The sequence below is a fragment of the Pseudorhodoferax sp. genome, assembly GCF_047601025.1.
Taxonomy (GTDB): Bacteria; Pseudomonadota; Gammaproteobacteria; order Burkholderiales; family Burkholderiaceae_C; genus Pseudorhodoferax.
On record NZ_JASGJZ010000001.1, the window covers coordinates 4,949,734 to 4,967,440 of the forward strand.

17 protein-coding genes are annotated in these 17,707 nt (G+C 68.8%); 10 read left to right on the top strand and 7 right to left on the bottom strand.

The features are described 5' to 3' along the window. Positions 1 to 38: 38 nt before the first annotated feature. The 3 genes from QM782_RS22865 (at position 39) to QM782_RS22875 (ending at position 2,983) form a co-directional block, all read left to right on the top strand. Positions 39 to 245, top strand: a complete 207-nt coding sequence (locus tag QM782_RS22865; protein WP_415205164.1) for a hypothetical protein — start codon at positions 39 to 41, stop codon at positions 243 to 245. Positions 246 to 465: 220 nt separating this feature from the next. Next, on the top strand, positions 466 to 1,518 hold the full coding sequence (locus QM782_RS22870) for an HNH endonuclease (protein ID WP_415205165.1): 1,053 nt from the start codon (positions 466 to 468) through the stop codon (positions 1,516 to 1,518). 163 nt (positions 1,519 to 1,681) lie between these two features. Further along, on the top strand, positions 1,682 to 2,983 hold the full coding sequence (locus QM782_RS22875) for a hypothetical protein (RefSeq protein ID WP_415205166.1): 1,302 nt from the start codon (positions 1,682 to 1,684) through the stop codon (positions 2,981 to 2,983). 279 nt (positions 2,984 to 3,262) lie between these two features. Here the strand turns inward: QM782_RS22875 and QM782_RS22880 are convergent, their stop codons facing one another. Beyond that, the gene (locus QM782_RS22880) at positions 3,263 to 4,792 is read right to left on the bottom strand and encodes an ATP-binding protein (RefSeq protein ID WP_415205167.1); all 1,530 of its coding nucleotides are present in this window, start codon (positions 4,790 to 4,792) and stop codon (positions 3,263 to 3,265) included. Then, positions 4,789 to 5,511: a response regulator transcription factor gene (locus QM782_RS22885; RefSeq protein WP_415205168.1), complete on the bottom strand. Its 723-nt coding sequence runs from the start codon at positions 5,509 to 5,511 to the stop codon at positions 4,789 to 4,791. The genes QM782_RS22880 and QM782_RS22885 overlap by 4 nt, the downstream gene beginning before the upstream one ends. Positions 5,512 to 5,702: 191 nt before the next feature. Between QM782_RS22885 and msrB the strand changes: the two genes are divergently transcribed. From msrB to QM782_RS22910, 5 genes are all read left to right on the top strand, one after another. Further along, complete coding sequence (gene msrB / locus QM782_RS22890) at positions 5,703 to 6,200, top strand: peptide-methionine (R)-S-oxide reductase MsrB (RefSeq protein WP_415205169.1); 498 nt, start codon at positions 5,703 to 5,705, stop codon at positions 6,198 to 6,200. A 21-nt stretch (positions 6,201 to 6,221) separates the two neighbouring features. Continuing rightward, positions 6,222 to 8,060: a cytochrome c biogenesis protein DipZ gene (locus QM782_RS22895; RefSeq protein WP_415205170.1), complete on the top strand. Its 1,839-nt coding sequence runs from the start codon at positions 6,222 to 6,224 to the stop codon at positions 8,058 to 8,060. Between the two features lie 40 nt (positions 8,061 to 8,100). Continuing rightward, complete coding sequence (msrA, locus tag QM782_RS22900) at positions 8,101 to 8,838, top strand: peptide-methionine (S)-S-oxide reductase MsrA (RefSeq protein ID WP_415205171.1); 738 nt, start codon at positions 8,101 to 8,103, stop codon at positions 8,836 to 8,838. Between the two features lie 165 nt (positions 8,839 to 9,003). Beyond that, positions 9,004 to 9,882, top strand: a complete 879-nt coding sequence (locus tag QM782_RS22905; RefSeq protein ID WP_415205172.1) for a nitroreductase — start codon at positions 9,004 to 9,006, stop codon at positions 9,880 to 9,882. Positions 9,883 to 10,098: 216 nt separating this feature from the next. Further along, positions 10,099 to 10,323, top strand: coding sequence for a hypothetical protein (locus QM782_RS22910; protein ID WP_415205173.1), 225 nt, complete (start codon positions 10,099 to 10,101; stop codon positions 10,321 to 10,323). Between the two features lie 31 nt (positions 10,324 to 10,354). Here QM782_RS22910 and QM782_RS22915 read toward each other — a convergent pair whose 3' ends face one another. The 3 genes from QM782_RS22915 to QM782_RS22925 form a co-directional block, all read right to left on the bottom strand. After that, a complete protein-coding gene (locus QM782_RS22915; protein ID WP_415205174.1) occupies positions 10,355 to 11,146 on the bottom strand; it encodes an enoyl-CoA hydratase-related protein in 792 nt (263 codons plus the stop codon). A gap of 58 nt (positions 11,147 to 11,204) precedes the next feature. Continuing rightward, on the bottom strand, positions 11,205 to 12,395 hold the full coding sequence (locus QM782_RS22920; RefSeq protein WP_415205709.1) for a CaiB/BaiF CoA transferase family protein: 1,191 nt from the start codon (positions 12,393 to 12,395) through the stop codon (positions 11,205 to 11,207). A gap of 149 nt (positions 12,396 to 12,544) precedes the next feature. Beyond that, on the bottom strand, positions 12,545 to 14,119 hold the full coding sequence (locus tag QM782_RS22925) for a carboxylesterase/lipase family protein (RefSeq protein WP_415205175.1): 1,575 nt from the start codon (positions 14,117 to 14,119) through the stop codon (positions 12,545 to 12,547). Between the two features lie 80 nt (positions 14,120 to 14,199). On the opposite strand from QM782_RS22925, the gene QM782_RS22930 reads away from it, so the two are divergent. Continuing rightward, positions 14,200 to 14,961, top strand: a complete 762-nt coding sequence (locus QM782_RS22930; protein WP_415205176.1) for an SDR family NAD(P)-dependent oxidoreductase — start codon at positions 14,200 to 14,202, stop codon at positions 14,959 to 14,961. Between the two features lie 29 nt (positions 14,962 to 14,990). Beyond that, entirely contained in the window at positions 14,991 to 15,755 is a 765-nt protein-coding gene (locus QM782_RS22935; RefSeq protein ID WP_415205177.1) for an SDR family NAD(P)-dependent oxidoreductase, read from the top strand. Between the two features lie 34 nt (positions 15,756 to 15,789). On the opposite strand, the gene QM782_RS22940 is transcribed toward QM782_RS22935, so the two are convergent. Further along, complete coding sequence (locus QM782_RS22940; protein WP_415205178.1) at positions 15,790 to 16,470, bottom strand: NADPH-dependent F420 reductase; 681 nt, start codon at positions 16,468 to 16,470, stop codon at positions 15,790 to 15,792. A 544-nt stretch (positions 16,471 to 17,014) separates the two neighbouring features. Further along, positions 17,015 to 17,704 carry a GntR family transcriptional regulator gene (locus QM782_RS22945; protein ID WP_415205179.1) on the bottom strand — a complete coding sequence of 230 codons (690 nt, stop codon included), beginning with the start codon at positions 17,702 to 17,704 and terminating at the stop codon, positions 17,015 to 17,017. Between the last annotated feature and the right edge of the window lie 3 nt (positions 17,705 to 17,707).

Genomic DNA, 17,707 nt, shown 5'->3' on the forward strand with positions numbered 1-17,707 from the left:
CGGCGGGCCGCCCGTTCCGCGTCCACGAGAATGGACCGATGACGACGACCTACGAGATCAGCCTTGTCTCGCCCGACCCGGACGACACCGGCGTGCGCCGGATCCGCGTGAGCGCGCACTACATCGACGGCGAGGACCGCCTGAGCCCGGAGCAGAAAGCCGCAATTCGCGCCTTGCCGCCGGGGGGCGTGTGGAGGGGGCGGGTGATTCAGGTCAAGCGGGTGATTGAGAAGGAGCCAGGATAAGGGGCGGAGAAGGCTGAATAGCGGCTGACGTGAAGCGCTGGCTGAGTAGTGGTGGCGGAAGTCGGTTTCGTTCCAGAAACTAGGCGCGACTGGCTGCAAACGACCCAAAGCGGTCATTGAGTTCAGGCTCCGAATACAAATGATGCTCAATAGGGGGAGACGTCGTGACTTTTCACCTTAGCTGTCACAGCCTCCGTAATTTGTTGAATAAACTCAACAAATGGCAAAAATATTAAATTGCAAAAATATTGCAATCTTATTTCATAAAACCCTCATCGGCATGGCAACTGAAGATAAGTTCAAACAAACTGTCATTGCAACCCTTGCGAGACGATCAGCCAGTCAGTGCGCCAATCCAGACTGCGGCGCCCTTACCAGTGGGCCATCTGACGACCCACATGATTCAGTCAATGTAGGCGAAGCTGCCCATATCTACGGAGCTAATCCAGGCTCTGCTCGTTACGAGCCAACGATGACTTCAGTTGACCGAAGCTCAATCACCAATGCAATTTGGCTATGTGGGAACTGCCACAAATTGATTGATGATGATCCCGCGAAATATCCTTCGGGTCTTTTGTTTGAATGGCAACGTGCCCATGAGCAAGTTATTGCGGAGAGGGTCGGAAAAACCTCCGCGCTGATCAGAAAGAAGTTTGAAGATCGCCATCTCGAAGAATTTGGTCGCCTTAGCTACCTATCCGAGCGTTTGATTCTCGAGAAGGGTGACCTTTGGGAGTATCGCCTAACAGCTGAAGTTCTAAGATTTGAGATGGAGTCCGTGCTACATCGCTGGAATGCCTTAAAAAGAGAGCTTTACACACTTCCTAGCACCAGAGTAACCAAAGAAGATTTCTTCCCTTGGATTGGCATAAAGCTGAAAGAGATAAGAACTATTGCGCACTCTTTCAGCGAACTCACCAATAAGGAATTTGCTATTGCTTGGGGCGCTCCGGGAATTCCCGGAAAAGACACCGCAATAGTCGCAACAGCCCGCCTATACAGCGAAATGTGCCAAAGTGCTCTAAATTGGGAAGAGTCCATAAGATTCGCATTTTTGGATGAGATATTTGAAGAGCTTCAAGACTTACTAATAGGAACTGCGGGACGAATTATTGAGGAGGCTGCAAAGCTACCTGCATTCTTTGCAGAAACGCTTGACGCCAATCCCGTAGAAGGAAGCTTTGAGCTGAGTCTCGTGCTGAACTTATCAGAAGGATGGAACGATAAAGTTGATGCGGCACTTGAGCAAATACGCATTCAGCTTTCGATGTAAAAACCAGCCACTCTTGGCCGGTAGGCGACCGTCTCATAACGACCCACTGCAGACGTCCGGAGAACCCACACCTTCACCTTCGCGAAGGTCGAAAGACACGAACCGCTACATTAGGGCGTGTAGGCAATATCCATTTTCGGTCACTGCATGAAGGAACTCTGAAATGAATACGAACATGACCATGACGTGCAACGTCTGTGAGCAGGACACAGACTGCCGCATCGGGTATTCAAATCGGCAAATTCAGCCGTTGAGCTTTGCCTGTCCACACTGCGGATCGCTGATGAAAATCACTCTCGATGTTTCGAACGCACCACAATCTAAATTTGCGTTTGAATCGTGCCGTCCGTCAGGAAACCAGCCGACCAGGATGTTTGAAGGTTTAAATCCATTCGTCGATTTGCATCTGGATTTCCCTGTTCGATTTGGAGAGTATGTTCCTGGACACACACCTTATCTAATGGCCGTGCAGGATCTGCACGACGACAGCGATCCAGCTGCATCACACCTTAAACTGAGCTTCCATGTAGAAAGACTCAATCAACTCAATCAACTCAATCATTTTCACGACAGATTCGATGAAATTAAAACCATCATCCGCCTCTATGGCGGCAAGAACAAACAACTTTTTAAGAAGCGCGTCAGCGATTTTCTTAAAATGGATCAGGACACCTCATTAAAACCGGAAGATGTAAACGCTGCGCTTTATCAATTTATCAGCTTCGTATTCTTGCCGTTTGTGAACTTCGGCGAAGTGAGAGAGGTTGTTGACGGGTTTAGCGACTTGAGCATCAACCTACCTAGACCTGCACTAGGCAAGTTCGTCGACTCACTCATCAAATCAGGATTTTTAGCCAATCTTCAAAGAGATTGCCTGAAGATTTATCCCGAGATCTACTGCGCAGAAATGGCCCTAAGGCCTGCATTCTTTCTGGATCTCAAAGGCAACTATGAGAAAGCAAAAACTGCAGCGCGAATTTCCACAAAGGATTTCCAGTCATACAAGGATCTGTACAAGGACATCATTGAAGTATTTGCGCGCCAGCTTATTCTCCTTGCGGGCATCAATAATATAATTAAACGCGGAAACAGTGACGCATTCAAAAAGGTCGATGGTGGATCGCTGAGTTCGCTGGAGAAGTTTGCGGGTAAGACCCTCTCGGAAAAATTCAAGTATCTAGACGATTGCTTCTACAACATTGACAAAGACGCAATCGACGCGGGCATTCGAAATTCCATTGCGCACAACAACGTTCACTATGATGAAGTCACACAACTAATCACCTATTACCCGAACGGGGGCGGCATTGCTCAAACAATCGGAGAGACAATCTACTTTCTAGATTTCATGAGGATGATCTTGGTGTTGTTTCGAGAGATGCATAATCTCCATCACCTCATTAAAGTTCTGTTCTATTACGAATTCCTTGTACTTCAGAAGGATCGCCAAAAGCAAAAGGAGTAATGTTCGTGATAGATTACAAGCAGTCGTGTAGCGGCAACGCGGACTAGGCCGTCGAACGCAAGGCTTTTCGCTTTAAGCCACGCCCCTAGTGCTTCCAATGAGGGTTGGGCTTGACCTGGTGTCCGACGGTGACTACTGCCGAGAGCAAACTCGGGAGGGTGCCAGTCGTCCGCTTATGGCCGGCAGCCGTCGTCAGAGCGGTCTGCGTCGCCCACCGCTGTCAATCATGACGGTTATGTCCGAGTCAAATCGCTGCTCCCGGCCCACTGCGACCGACACCTACCGTACCGCCGCCGGATGCTCTCCCGCCACTGCCACCGCCACCGAAAAACTGAAGCTAGCCCCCGCCCCCGGCGTATCCCGCAGCGTGATGCGCCGGCCATGCAAGGCCAGCATCCGATGCACGATGCGCAGGCCGAAGCCGCCGCCGGGGCGCGTGCTGCCGGCGGTAAACGGCCGCTGGAACAGCCCCGCGCGCAGTTCCCCCGCAATACCCGGACCGGTGTCGCTGACCGTCACCTCCAGCGCGTCGCCGGCCGGCGCGATCCGCACCTCGATGCGCCCGCCCTCGGGCGTGTGGCGCAGGGCGTTGTCCAGCAGGTTGCCCAGCACGCGCTCGATCATGCCCAGGTCCGCGTGCGCCGGCGGCAGTTGCGGCGGGAACACCGCCGCCATGGCGATGCGCCGCGCTTCGGCGCGCAGCTCAAACTTCTGGAACACGTCCTGCACCAGGTCGGTCATCGCGAACGGCTCGGGCTCCGGCTGCACGAAGCCGGATTCCAGGCGCGCCAGTTCGAACAGGCTTTGCGCCAGCGCTCCCACCCGGCGGCATTGGTCGAGCGCGATGCCCAGGTAGCGCCGGCGTTCCGGCGCGTCCAGCCCGGCGTCCTTGAGCAGCAGCGTCTCCAGGTAGCCCTGTACCGACGCCAGCGGCGTGCGCAGGTCGTGCGAGACGTTGGCGATCAGCTCGCGCCGCTCCTGGTCCTGGCGCGTCAGGGCCTGCCACTGCTCGCCCATGCGCGCCGCCATCTGGCGGAAGGCCGTGTCCAGCACCGCGATCTCGTCGCGGCGGTGCCTGCCGGGCGCGGCCGGCACGAGGTCTGGCGCAGGAACCGGCGCAAGGCCTGGTGCACGGGCCGGCAGGTCCGGCGGCTCGCCGTGCATGTCGAAGCGCCCCACGGCCTCGGTCAGGCGGCGCAGCGGCCGGGTGATCAGCGCGAACGCGACCAGGCCGGCCGCCAGGCACAGCAGCGCCACCAGGCCGATCGACCACAGCGCAGTCTTCAGCACCGCATGGGCCGAGCTGCGCGCCGCCAGCAGGTCGTGCGCCTCGCCCAGCAGCACCACGTAGATGAAGCCGACGTCGCGGCCGTTCACCCGCAGCGGCGCCGCGCTGAAGACCTTGCGGCCGTCGGCGCTGCGCGGGTCGTCGCCCAGGATCGGCAGCATGCCGCCGGCCAGGAAGCGGCGCACCGGCGCCAGGTCCACGCGGTCGCGGCGCAGCCGGCCCTCGGGCGCGGCGTGCCCGGCGATGCGGCCGTCGGGTTCGAGCAGGTAGACCTCCACGCTGGGGTTGACGACCATCAGCTGGCTGAACAGGCCGCGCACCGCATCGGGCATCAGGCCCTGGGCGTCGGTGAGCTGGGCGTCGCGTGCGATGCTCTCGGCCAGGTCGCGCGACAGGCCCTGCACCACTTCCTGCTCGTGCATGCGGTTGGAGCGCAGCTGCAGCCAGGCCGAGGTGCCGCTGCACACCAGCAGCAGCAGCGCGAAGACCAGCGACAGGCGCTGCGTCAGCGTGAGGTTCATGCGCCGCCGCCGTCCCCGGGCTCGGCGAACTTGTAGCCGCGCCCCCACACGGTGAGGATGCGCCGCGGGTTGGCCGAATCGGCCTCGACCTTGGCGCGCAGCCGGTTGATGTGGGTGTTGACCGTGTGCTCGTAGCCCTCGTGCCGGTAGCCCCAGACGGCGTTGAGCAGGTCCATGCGCGAGAACACCTGGCCCGGATGGCGCGCGAAGAAATACAGCAGGTCGAATTCGCGCGGCGTCAGCTCCAGCCGGGCGCCTTCCAGCCGCGCCTCGCGCGCCAGCGGGTCGATGGCCAGCGCGCCGGCCGACAGGCTGCCCGCGTCCAGCCGGGCGTTCTGCGCCAGCGCGTCGACGCGGCGCAGCAGGGCCTTGACCCGCGCCACCAGTTCCAGCACCGAGAACGGCTTGGCCAGGTAGTCGTCGGCGCCGAGCTCCAGGCCCAGGATGCGGTGCACCTCGCTGGCGCGCGCGCTGATGATGATGATCGGCGTGTAGCGCGCCATGCCGCGCGCGCGGCGGCAGATCTCCAGCCCGTCCACGCCCGGCAGCATCAGGTCGAGCACCAGCGCGTCCCAGCCGCCGCGCTCCAGCTGCCGCAGCCCCTCGTCGCCGCGCGCGCAGTGCACCACCTCCAGGCCCTCGTCGCGCAGGTGCAGCGCGAGCAGGTCGGCGATGTGGGCGTCGTCCTCGACGAGCAGGATGCGGCGGGTGGAGGTCATGCAGGAGGTGGCGGCGCATGCCGCCGCGCCATCGACGGATGCCGCGCCCGGACTGCCCGCTGCGCATTGTGCGCAGTCCCCGGGCCGGGAGTTGTCACGAATCTTTGAACTCTCCGTGAGGACTGCGGGAACCGATCTCCCTAAGCTTGCCGGCATCGCTTCCCGCATCCAATCCCCTCGGAGGACCCGCCATGACCACCCGCCGCCACCTGCTGTCCACCGGAACCGCCGCGCTGGCGGCCCTGGCCGCCGGCCTCGTTCCCCGCCGGGCGCCCGCCGCCGGCGCCGGCGAGGTGTTCGAGGTCCACTACACCGAGGCCGAATGGCGCGCGCGGCTCACGCCGCAGCAGTTCGCCGTGCTGCGGCAGGAAGGCACGGAGCGCCCCGGCAGCAGCCCGCTGGACAAGGAGCACCGCGCCGGCATCTTCGCCTGCGCCGGCTGCGCCCTGCCGCTGTTCTCCTCCAAGACCAAGTTCGACAGCGGCACCGGCTGGCCGAGCTTCTGGCAGCCGCTGGACAAGGCCGTCGGCACGCGCAGCGACCGTTCCTACGGCATGGTGCGCACCGAGGTGCACTGCCGGCGCTGCGGCGGCCACCTCGGCCACGTGTTCGACGACGGGCCGCCGCCGACCGGGCTGCGCTACTGCATGAACGGGCTGTCGCTGAGCTTCCAGCCGCAGGCCGCCTGACCACCCCACGAGCGCCCTCCGATGCTGCTGATCCTGCTGGCCTACCTGGGCGGGGTGCTGACCATCGTCAGCCCCTGCATCCTGCCGGTGCTGCCCTTCGTGTTCTCGCGCGCCGGCCAGCCGTTCGCGCGGAGCGGCCTGCCGCTGCTCGCGGGCATGGCGCTGAGCTTCGCGCTCGTGGCCTCGCTGGCGGCCGTGGGCGGCGGCTGGGTGGTCGCCGCCAACCAGGCCGGGCGCTGGCTGGCGCTGGGGCTGATGGCGCTGTTCGCACTGGCGATGCTGTGGCCCGGCCTGGCCGAGCGGCTGGCGCGGCCCCTGGTGGCGGCCGGCGCGCGGCTGTCGCAGCGGGCCCGGCCGGATGGAGGGCCGGCGCGCCCCGGTGCCTCGTTCCTGCTGGGCGTCGCCACCGGGCTGCTGTGGGCGCCCTGCGCGGGGCCGATCCTCGGGCTGATCCTGGCCGGCGCGGCGCTGCAGGGTGCCAGCGCCGCCTCCACGCTGATGCTGCTGGCCTATGCCGCCGGGGCGGCGACCTCCATGGCCGCGGCGCTGCTGCTCGGCGGCAGGGTGTTCGCCGCGCTCAAGCGCGGGCTGGGCGCGGGCGAATGGCTGCGGCGCGGGCTGGGCGGTGCCATGCTGGCGGCCGTGGCCGCGATCGCGCTGGGCCTGGACACGGGCGTGCTCGCGCGGCTGTCGCTCGCCTCCACCAGCGGCATCGAGCAGCGGCTCGTGGACCGGCTCGCCGGCGAACGGAAGGAACCCGTGGCCATGGCCGGCGGGCCGTCCATGATGATGATGCAAGGCCCCGCCATGGCCGCCGCGGCGGACACCGGCCCGGCGATGATGGCCGCCGGCGACGCCATGCGCATGGCCGGCCCCGCGGCCGCGCAGCGCCTGCCCGACGCAGGCCTGGCGCCGCCCCTGGACGGCGCCACGCAGTGGTTCAATTCGGCGCCGCTCGCGGCCGGGCAGCTGCGCGGCAAGGTGGTGCTGGTCGACTTCTGGACCTATTCCTGCATCAACTGCCTGCGCGCCCTGCCCTATGTGCAGGCCTGGGCGCAGAAGTACCGCGACCAGGGGCTGGTGGTGGTCGGCGTGCACACGCCGGAGTTCGCCTTCGAGCGCGACATCGGCAACGTCGCCAAGGCGGTCAAGGACCTGGGCATCGACTACCCGGTGGCCGTGGACAACCAGTACGCCATCTGGCGCGCGTTCGGCAACCAGTACTGGCCGGCGCACTACTTCATCGATGCCCAGGGGCGGCTGCGCCACCGCCATTTCGGCGAGGGCGGCTACGCCGAGTCCGAACGCGTGATCCAGCAGTTGCTGCAGGAAGCCGGCGCGGCCCGGGTGGCGCCGGGCCTGATCGAGGTCGAGGCCCGGGGCGTGCAGCAGGCGGCCGACATGGACGCCGTGCGCTCGCCCGAGACCTACGTCGGCTACGCGCGCAGCGAGAACTTCGCGTCCACGCCGCAGACCGTGCGCGACCGGGCCGTGGCCTACGCGGCGCCCCGGCAGCCGGCGCTGAACGACTGGGGGCTGGACGGCCGCTGGCGCGTCGGCCCCGAGCACGCCACGCTGGACGGTGCCGGCGGGCGCATCGTCTACCGCTTCCAGGCGCGCGACTTGCACCTGGTGCTGGGGCCCGGGCCGGACGGCCGGCCGGTGCGCTTCCGCGTGCGCATCGACGGCCGGCCGCCGGGCTCGGCGCACGGCATGGACGTCGCCGCGGACGGCAGCGGCACGGTCACCGGCCAGCGCCTCTACCAGCTGATCCGCCAGCACGGCGACATCGCCCCGCGCACCTTCAGCATCGAGTTCCTGGACCCGGCCGTCTCGGCCTACGCCTTCACCTTCGGCTGAACCGACCTCCCCTCCACGCCCACCACGACAGGACTGCGCCATGCCCACCGACATTTCCGCCCCGATCCCGCTCCACCGCCGCGGCATGCTGCGCCACCTGGCCGGCGGCGCCGTGCTGCTGGGCGCCGGCCTGCTGTGGCTGCGGACGGCCCGCTCCGCCGAGGAGGCCGTCGAGATCCCGCCGCCCGCGCTGGACCCGGCCCCGGCCGGCCGGGGCCTGCAGAAGGCGATCTTCGCCGGCGGCTGCTTCTGGGGCGTGCAGGGCGTGTACCAGCACGTCAAGGGCGTGCAGCGCGCCGTCTCGGGCTACAGCGGCGGCACGGCGCCGACGGCGGCCTACGAGCTGGTCAGCAGCGGCCGCACGGGGCACGCGGAATCGGTGGAGGTCACCTACGACCCGGCGCAGATCAGCTACGGCACGCTGCTGCGGATCTTCTTCTCCGTCGTGCACGATCCGACACAGCGCGACCGCCAGGGGCCGGACGTCGGCCCGCAGTACCGCTCGGCCATCTTCGCGACCAGCCCGGAGCAGCTGCAGGTGGCCAAGGCCTACGTCGCCCAGCTCGACGCGGCCAAGCGGTTCGCCCGGCCGATCGCGACGCGGCTGGAGGACAAGCCCAGCTTCTTCCCGGCCGAGACGTACCACCAGGACTACATGACGGAAAACCCGCGCAACCCCTACATCGCCATCAACGACCTGCCCAAGGTCGCGAACCTCGAACGGCTGTTTCCCGAGCGCTACCGCCGCGAGCCGGTGCTGGTGAAGCCGCTGCGCTGACGCGCGGGCATCCGCCTCCGCGGAGGCCATCCGTTGTATTCTCCAAAGCATGACGAACAGCGACGCACCGTGCCGCCCGGCCCATCGGCCAGCCCATCGCCCCGCTCCGGCCGACGCCGCCGCGGCCTGCCCCGCGCCGGCCGACCGGCAGGAAGGCGGGGCCTGATGGAACAGGATCACCTGCCCCGCCTGCTGGCCCTGCACCGCGAGCAGGACTGGGCCCGGGCCGCACAGGCCTGCCGGATGTCGCCCGACGGCCTGATGGAGGCCGTGCAGGCCGCCGGGCAGGCCTACGGCCGCGCGCTGGTGCGGCCCGGCACGCCCTTCCAGGGCTTCACGCCGGAAGGAGAACAGGTCGTCGCGTGGGCGCGGGAATTCGTGGACGCCGTGGCCACGCTGGAGCGCTGCTTCGCGGCGCCGAAGAAGAAGGCGGCCGTGGCCCCGTTGCTGGCGCGCCGGTCGGTCTCGCCGAAACGCCTGGGCCCGCCGGGGCCGGACGCGGGCGACATCGACCTGATGGTGGAGGCCGCGCTGTGCGCACCCGACCACGGCGGCCTGCATCCCTGGCGCTTCCTCGTCTTTCCCGCGGACCGGCGGGACCGGCTGGCGGATCTCTTCGCGCAGGAAAAGCTGCGCCGCGACCCACTGGCCTCGCGGGAGGACGTGCGGCGGGCCCGCGAGCACGCCACGCGCAGCCCGGCGCTGCTGGCCTTCATCGTCTCGCCCAAGGCGCGCATGCGCGTTCCCGAGCGGGAGCAGTCGCTGGCGGCGGGCGCCGCGCTGGGCAATTTCCTGAACGCCGCGCAGCAGCTCGGGTTCGGCGCCATCGTGCTCAGCGGCGAGCGCTGCTTCGATCCCGCGCTCTGCGCGGAACTGGGCCTCGGGCCGGCGGAGTACCTGGCCGGGTTCATCAGCCTGGGCAGCGTCGTGGCCGCCCCGCCCCGGCGCAAGGCCGTCCCGCTGGACGCGGTCCGGTCCGCCTGGACGCCCGGCGAGCCGCTGGCCAGCAAGGCGGCAGGCGCCCCCGGGGCCGCCCACGCCTGAGCCCTGAGCCTCCGAGCCGCTGCTCTCCCGCGGTGCGCTGCAGCGAGGCCAGGTCCAGTTGGCCACCTTCGGCCGCCGGCTGGCGGATCGCCCCGACGCCCTGGTGGGCTACCGGCTCGACCGGGTCGAGATCCGCGACCGGTCGTGGTGGCGACCAGCAGATGCAGGCCTCGCCGCCAAGTGCGAGCAGCCTGCCGTCGACATCGGCGACCGGTCGTGGCGGCCACCAGCGACCTGGCCCAGCACCCGATGCCGGTACAGGCCGGCTGGCCGGCGGACACGGTCCTCGGCACGGTCTTCCTGCTCACGGCGGCCGAACTCGCCCAGGCCGATGCCGACGACACGGCGGACGGCCGCCGTGCGACGGCCCGGCTCGCATCGGGCGATACGGCCAGGATCTACGTCGGCGCGCGGCCGGGCGGCCCGCTGGATCCGGCGTGATGACGCAGGCCGGCCGCCCCGGCCGCCTGCCTCAATGCCCGAACTTGGACGCGTCCGGCTTGCGGCGGCCGGCGAACGCGTCGGCGAGTTCGTGCGACTCCTCCGAGGCGTAGTACTGCGGCAGCAGCAGGTCGTGCGAGAGCCGCGCCAGCCCGCCCACGCCCTGGTGGCGCGCGCCGAAGGCGGCCTTGACACCGGCCAGCGCATAGGCGCCGCGCTCGGCGATGGCCAGCGCCATCTCCATCGTGGCCTGTTCCAGTTCCGCGTCGGGCACCACCTTGTTGACCAGGCCCAGCTCCAGCGCCTGCCGGGCGGTCAGCTTCTCGTTCAGGAACCAGATCTCCTTGGCCTTCTTCTTGCCGACCAGGTCCTCCAGGTACCAGGTGCCGTAGCCGGCGTCGAAGCTGCCCATCATGGGGCCGACCTGGCGGAAGACAGCACTCTCCTTGGCGATGGTCAGGTCGCACACCACGTGCAGCACGTGGCCGCCGCCCACGGCGTAGCCGTTGACCGAGGCGATCACCGGCTTTTGCAGCCGCTCGATGGCGTCGTACATCTCCAGCGTCGGCGGCGCGCCGGGGTACAGGCGCGTGTCCTCCAGGCCTTCCTTGCGCCCACCGATGCAGAAGAACTTGTCGCCCGCGCCGGTGATGACCAGCACCCGGGTGCGGGTCTCGCGGCGCATGTCCTCGATGCAGTCGCGCACCTCGCGGCAGGTGGTGGGCGTGAACATGTTGCCGTCGTGCGGGCGGTTCAGGGTCAGGATCCCGACCGGGCCCTCTTCGCGGTACAGGATGGTTTCGAACGTGCGCTGGCTGCTCATCGGATGGCTCCTTGGGGATGGTTCTGAAGAATGCGGTGCCGGGCCGGCGGCCTGGCCGTCACGGGCGCCCGACGATGCCGCCCGCATGCAGCTGGGCGACCATGGCCGGCGAATAGCCGATCTCCGCCAGGATCTCGTCGGTGTGCTCGCCGGCCAGCGGCGCGCGGCGCCGGATGCTGGACGGCGTGCGCGACAGGAACACCGGCGCCTTGACGATGGGCACCGGCTCCGGCACGCCGGGATAGGCCATCGGCTCGAACGGCTCGGCCGCGCGTATGGCGTCGTCCTGCAGCACCTCGCGCGGCGAGTTGACGGCGCCGGCGGGAATGCGCGCCTCCTCCAGCTGCGCCAAGGCCTCGGCGCGGGTCAGGCCGGCGCACCATTCGCTCATCACACCGCTCAGGTACTCGCCGTGCCGGCCGCGCTGCAGGTCGTCCTGTAGGCGCGGGTCGTCCACCAGTTCGGGCTGGCCGACCATGCGCGCCCAGCGCTTGAACATGGCCGGGCCGATGACCTGGGCGATGAACCAGCCGTCCCTGGCGCGGAAGATGTCCGACGGCGCGTACTGCGCGGCGCGGTTCATGCTCGCCTGGCGGTCCACGTGCAGCGCGGCCTCCTCGATCAGGCTGGCGCTGGAGAAGGTCAGCGCCGTCTGCAGCAGCGAGGCGCCGACCTCCTGCCCCATGCCGCTGGCCTTGCGCTCGTACAGCGCCATCACCGTGCCCAGCGCGCACGACAGCGCGGTGGCGAAGTCGACCACCGGCACCATCGCCTTCATCGGATGGTCCGGCAGGCCCGACAGGTGCACCGCGCCGCTGATCGCCTGGCCGACCCCGTCGAAGGCGACGCGGTCGCGCACCGCGGGCGCGGTGCCGAAGGCGGAGGACGCGGTGAGGATGACGTCGGGCTTGATGGCGCGCAGGGTCTCGTAGTCCAGCCCCAGGCTCTCGAGCGCGCGCGGCGGCATGTTGGCGATGACCACGTCCGACCGCCGCACCAGCGCGTGCAGCACCTCGCGGCCTTCCGGCCGGTCGATCTCCAGGCTGATGGAGCGCTTGTTGCGGTTGACCTGCAGGAACTGGGCGCCTGCGCCGTGTTCCGACACCGGCAGGATCTGCCGGTCCTCGCTGCCGCCCACGCGGTCGACGCGGATGACCTCGGCGCCGTAGTCGCCCAGCAGCGCCGCGCAGAACGGCCCGGCGATGTAGCGGCCCAGGTCCAGCACCCGGATGCCCTCCATGACCCGCATGGCTTGGCCGCGGCCCGGCTGCGCCGCGGCGCCGTCGGGAGAGGAAGTTTCGTCGGTCATCGGTGCGGTTCCTATATCGTCTCCATTTTATACATTATGCATAATGTCTTGAGATTGCCGCAAGTCTGCCGGGCAGGCTGGACGGGGCGCTACGCCATGGGCCGGAACAGCGGCCCGCGCCGCACGGCCGCGGGGTCGGCGCATGGCAGCGCCGCGCTGGCCAGGCGGTCGTGCCCATGGAAGTCGTGCACCAGCCGGCACGCCTCGTCCACCACCATGGTGGCCCGCGTCGCCGTGTCGTAGGGCTTCCACGGCGGCATGCGCGGGTTGTTCGGATCGCCGTTGCGGGCGAACGCCGCGAAGGCCGCCATCAGGTTGGCGGCGACGCGGCCCGGGCCGGGCCCGTCGCCCGTCATCGCCCGGGCCCGGTCCACGGTGCCGAACGCGAACGGGATGTCGACGGTGTGCGGCGAACGCCAGACGCCACCCTCCACCGGCACCTGCCAGTCGAAGTGGTAGTGGTAGACCGGCGCCCGCCCGGCGTCCGCCTTGGCCGCGGCCGCGCGCAGCAGCGGCGCACGCGCCAGCAGGTCGCTGCTCAGGTAGGCCAGGATGTCGGCCGCGCTGCGCTGCGGGCCGTCCTGCCGGTACGCCGCCACCAGCGCCTGCGCGCCCTGCGCGTCCAGCCCGAACTGCGCACGCACCCGGGCCTCGAGCTGCGCGCCGTCGACGTGGAAGTTGCGCGGATCGGCGCCCAGGAACAAGGTCGCCTCGGTGTCGGTGACGCCGATCATCAGCGGCACCTCCGCGTGCAGCGCCAGGCCCTCGGGCGTGAACGGGCTGGCGCACACGTGCCGGCCGTCGACGAAGGGCTGGGCGCCGTCGCCGCGCACGGCGCGCATGGCGGCCTGGCGCGCCTGCATCAGCGTGGCGGCCGGCAGCTCCTGCAGCCTGCGCCCCTGGCCCCTGGCGATGCCCAGCGTCCGCAGCAGCGCATCGACATAGGGCTCCGTGGCCTGCGGACCGGGGACCTGCAGCCCCGAAACGCCGCTCATGTTGATCGCGCGGCGGAACAGGCCGCGCGCCGCCGGCATGGTCAGCAGGACCATGATCTTGTTGCCGCCGCCCGACTGCCCGGCGAGCGTCACGTTGCCCGGATCGCCGCCGAACGCGGCGATGTTGCGGTGCACCCACTGCAGCGCCGCCACCAGGTCCAGGTGGCCGGCATGGGCGGCGTCGGCGAACAGCTCCGGCTCCAGGTGCGCCAGCTGCGTGTAGCCGAACAGGTTCAGCCGGTGGTTGATCGTCACCACCACGACGTCGCCCGCGACCGCCAGCGTGGACCCGTCCAGCGCCGGGCCGCCGCCGCCTCCGCTGGCATAGCCGCCGCCGTGCAGGTAGCAGATGACGGGGCGCCGCGCACCGGGCTGCAGGCCCGGCGTGAACACGTTGAGCACGCAGCAGTTCTCGCCGAAGGGAGCGCCCTGGCCATACCACGCGAACGCCGGCAGCCGCACGATGCTCTCCTCGGTCTGGGGACAGCGCTCGCCCTCGGCGGACGCATCGCGCACGCCCGCCCAGTTCGCCACCGGCTGCGGCGCCCGGAAGCGGTTGGCGCCGCCCGTGTCCGCCGCGTAGGGAATGCCGCGAAAACTGGTGGCACCGCCGGCGCGCCGGCCGCGCAGCCATCCGTTCTCGATCTCGACTTGTGCTTCACTCGACATAATGCATAATGCACCATCAATCGACGGCAAGTCAACCACCGCGCCGTCTCCCCGCCTGCGCATCTCCCCCACCGCACACCATGACCAGCCTGCATCTGTCATCCGCTGTCGTACCCGTCACCGGCGCGGCCTCGGGCATCGGCCTGGCGATCTGCAAGCGCCTGCGCGCCGAAGGCGCGACGCCGCTGCTGCTGGACGTCGACGCCCGCAAGCTCGATGCGGCAGTGCGCGAAGTCTTCGGCGCCGACCGGGCCGATCCGTCGCGCTACGGCTACCTGCTCGACGTCGCTGACGCGCACGCCGTCGAAGCCTGTCTCGCGCAGATCAAGGCGGACCACGGCCCCATCACCCATGCGGTCGCCAACGCCGGGCGGGGCGGCGCCGCCCACGTGCTGGACATCACGGATGCGCAATGGCACCGCGTGATGGACGTGAACCTGCATGGCGTGATGTACTTCTGCCGCGCCGCGGCCCGGCAGCTCGCCGAGCGCCGCAGCGGCGCCATCGTCACGATGGCCTCCATCGCCGGGCTGGCGGCCAAGCAGAACCGCGTCGCCTACGCGGCCTCCAAGGCGGCCGTGATCAACCTGACCCGCGCGCTGGCGCTGGACCTGGGGGCCCTGGGCATCCGCGTCAACGCCGTCGCGCCGGGCGTGATCGAGACGCCGCTGCAAACGGACCCCGCGTTCCGGGCGCCGGTCTGCGAGCGTGCCGCGCTGCGGCGCGTGGGCACGGCGGACGAAGTCGCCGGCGTGACGCTGTTCCTGCTTTCGGACCTGGCCAGCTACGTGACCGGCGAAACCATCGTGGTCGACGGCGGCCTGACGGCGCGCTACCTCTGAACGGCCCACCACTTCCGCGGAGACACCCCATGTCGAGATTGCAAGGCAAGGTCGCCCTGATCACCGGCGCCGCGCGCGGCATCGGCGCGGAGGCGGCGCGGCTGTTCGTGCAGGAAGGTGCGCAGGTGATGCTGGTGGACCGCCTGGCCGGGCCGCTGGAAGCGACGGCGCGCCCCCTCGGCGCGGACGCGGCCTGCCACCCGGCCGACATTTCGGACGAAGCCTCGGTGGCCGAAGCCGTCGAGGCGACGCTGCGCCGCTTCGGCAAGCTGGACGTCGCCGTCCTCAACGCGGGCATCGCCGGCGAGCTCAAGCCGCTGGTCGAGTACGACACGCAGACCTTCGACCAGGTGCTCGCGGTCAACGTGCGCGGCACCTGGCTGTGCCTGAAGCATGCCATGCGCGCGATGGCCGCCAGCGGCGGCAGCATCGTGGTCACGGCCTCCACCAGCGCGGTGCGGGCCGTGCCGAACATGTCGGCCTACGTGACCTCCAAGCATGCGGTGCTGGGCATGATGCGGGCTGCGGCGATGGAAGGCGCGGCCCATGGCATCCGGGTCAACAGCGTGAACCCGGCCACGGTGGACACGCCCATGGTCCGCGCGCTGGAGCAGGTGTCCGGCGCGCCGACCAACAAGCTGGACACCAAGACACGGCTGATCCCGCTCGGCCGCCAGGGCACGGCCGACGAGGTGGCGCGCCTGATGCTGTTTCTCGCCAGCGACGAATCCAGCTTCTGCACCGGCGGCGTCTACATGGTCGACGGCGGCACCACGGCGGGGCGCGCGCCGTAGGCGGCGGACCGGCTGCCGCGGCCCAGGCAGCGCCTCATCGCGGCGCCGCGGAGCCGCCCCTGCGCCACGAGCCCTCCGCCACCATCGAATCGCGCCGCGTGGCAGCCAGCTGGTCCGCCAGGGCTGCGCGGTCCCGCGCGACGCAGTAGACGGGGCGCGCGCGCTCGAAGCGCCAGCCCTCCGCCAGCGGGCCGGCATCCACGACGTCGAAGCCGCAGTCCTCCACCAGCCTGGCCGCCACCTGCTTCGCCGCCGCGTCGTCGCCCGCCATCGGCAGCGCCCGCCGGCCCGGCGCCAGCGGCGCGGCGCCGTGGCACGCCAGGTCGTCGGCCAGGATCGCGTTGAAGACCTTCACCACCCGGGAAGCCGGAAGGTGCCGCGCGACCAGCTCGCTGGTCGTGGTGGCGCCTGCTTCCAGGTCGGGGCGGACGCCGTCCCGACCGGGGTAGTAGTTGATCAGGTCGAGCACGACCTTGCCGGCCAGCGGCTGCACCGGCACGGCCGCGAGGGCGTGCAACGGGATCGCCAGCGCCACGACATCGCCGAAATCCGCGGCCTCCTCGGCGGAGCCGGCATGGCAGTTCGCCGCCGCCGCGCGCGCGAGGACCGATGCCGGTCCGCGGGAGTTGCTGACCATGACCGCATGCCCCTGCCGCACGAGCGGAGCCGCCAGCGCGAACGCCATGCGCCCTGCCCCGATGATGCCGACCTTCATGCCCGGACGGAGCCATCCCGGCCCGGCGCCCGGCAACTCCTGGCATGGGGCTGCGCATGCCGCGGCCATGCCGCCGTGCCTGCCGGACGCCCGGGCGTCCGCGCCCGTCCGGCCCCGGCATTTCCTTCTTGTGCCATATTCGCCGCCTTCCGATCGCTCATGTCCATTAATGCATTATGCATAACGCAAACAAGAAAAGCGCATGGGCCACGCGCGCCATCATCGACACCCTCGCCGACCGCGCGCTGGCCAGCGACGCTGCGACCCGCTGCCGCCCCACGTGGCGGAGGAAATTCATGTGGCATTGACGAAGCAGCCCTTCCTGCGGGGTCATCGCCGGGCAGGCGCGACGGACGAAGTGCCCGGCAACACCACCCGGCCGGCCGCCAAGCCCGCGGGAACGCGCAGGCCGGCATGCCGCTAGCGCATTCGGCCTGCGTGTCGAGGAGCATCGGCAGTGCGCGGGCGGCCTCCTCCGAGAGGCCTGGCCCTGGAGGCGAAAGGCTCTCTCCGGAAGGGGTGGAGAGCAGGCGGCGGGCGCCGATCATGGATCGGCGGCGCCAACGCGCCAGGCCAGCTGGTGAACGATGGCCGCGCGCACATTCTGCACATGCGCCATGCCCGCCTCATCGGCCGCCTGCGCGTCGCCGCGCAGCACGGCATCGCAGATGGCCTGGTAGTCGCGCATGCGCACCTGCTGCAGCGTGGCCGGCCGGTGCTGGGCGTAGACGATGGGCATGTGGATGGAGGGCAGCAGGCGGCGCAGCTCGCGGCTGCCGCTGGTGGCCAGCAACGCGCGGTACAGGCCGCGCCGAGCGCTGGCGAAGACGTCCTGGTCCTGGCTGCGGTCGGCTTCGTGCAGCCGGGTCAGCGCGTCCTCGATCGGCGCGCGGGGGGCTCCCGCGGCGATGGCGCGCGCCGCGCTGCGCGCGAGCAGGCCGGTCATGCGTTCGGCCACGTCGAGCACTTCCATGGTTTCCTGCGCCGACAGGGTGCGCACGGCCGCGCCCTTGTTGCGGAACAGGTCCACCAGCCCCTCGGCAGCCAGGCGCTGCAGCGCCTCGCGCACGGAGGCGCGGCTGACGCCGAACTGCGCGGCCAGGTCCACCTCCACCAGCCGCTGGCCCGGCACGAAGCGCTGTTGCGCCAGCCCCTGCACGATGCCGTGGAACACCGTGCTGGCGGCAGTCTCCGGCACGTCGGCAGCGGATTCGGGCGGTGCGGTGGCAGGCATGGG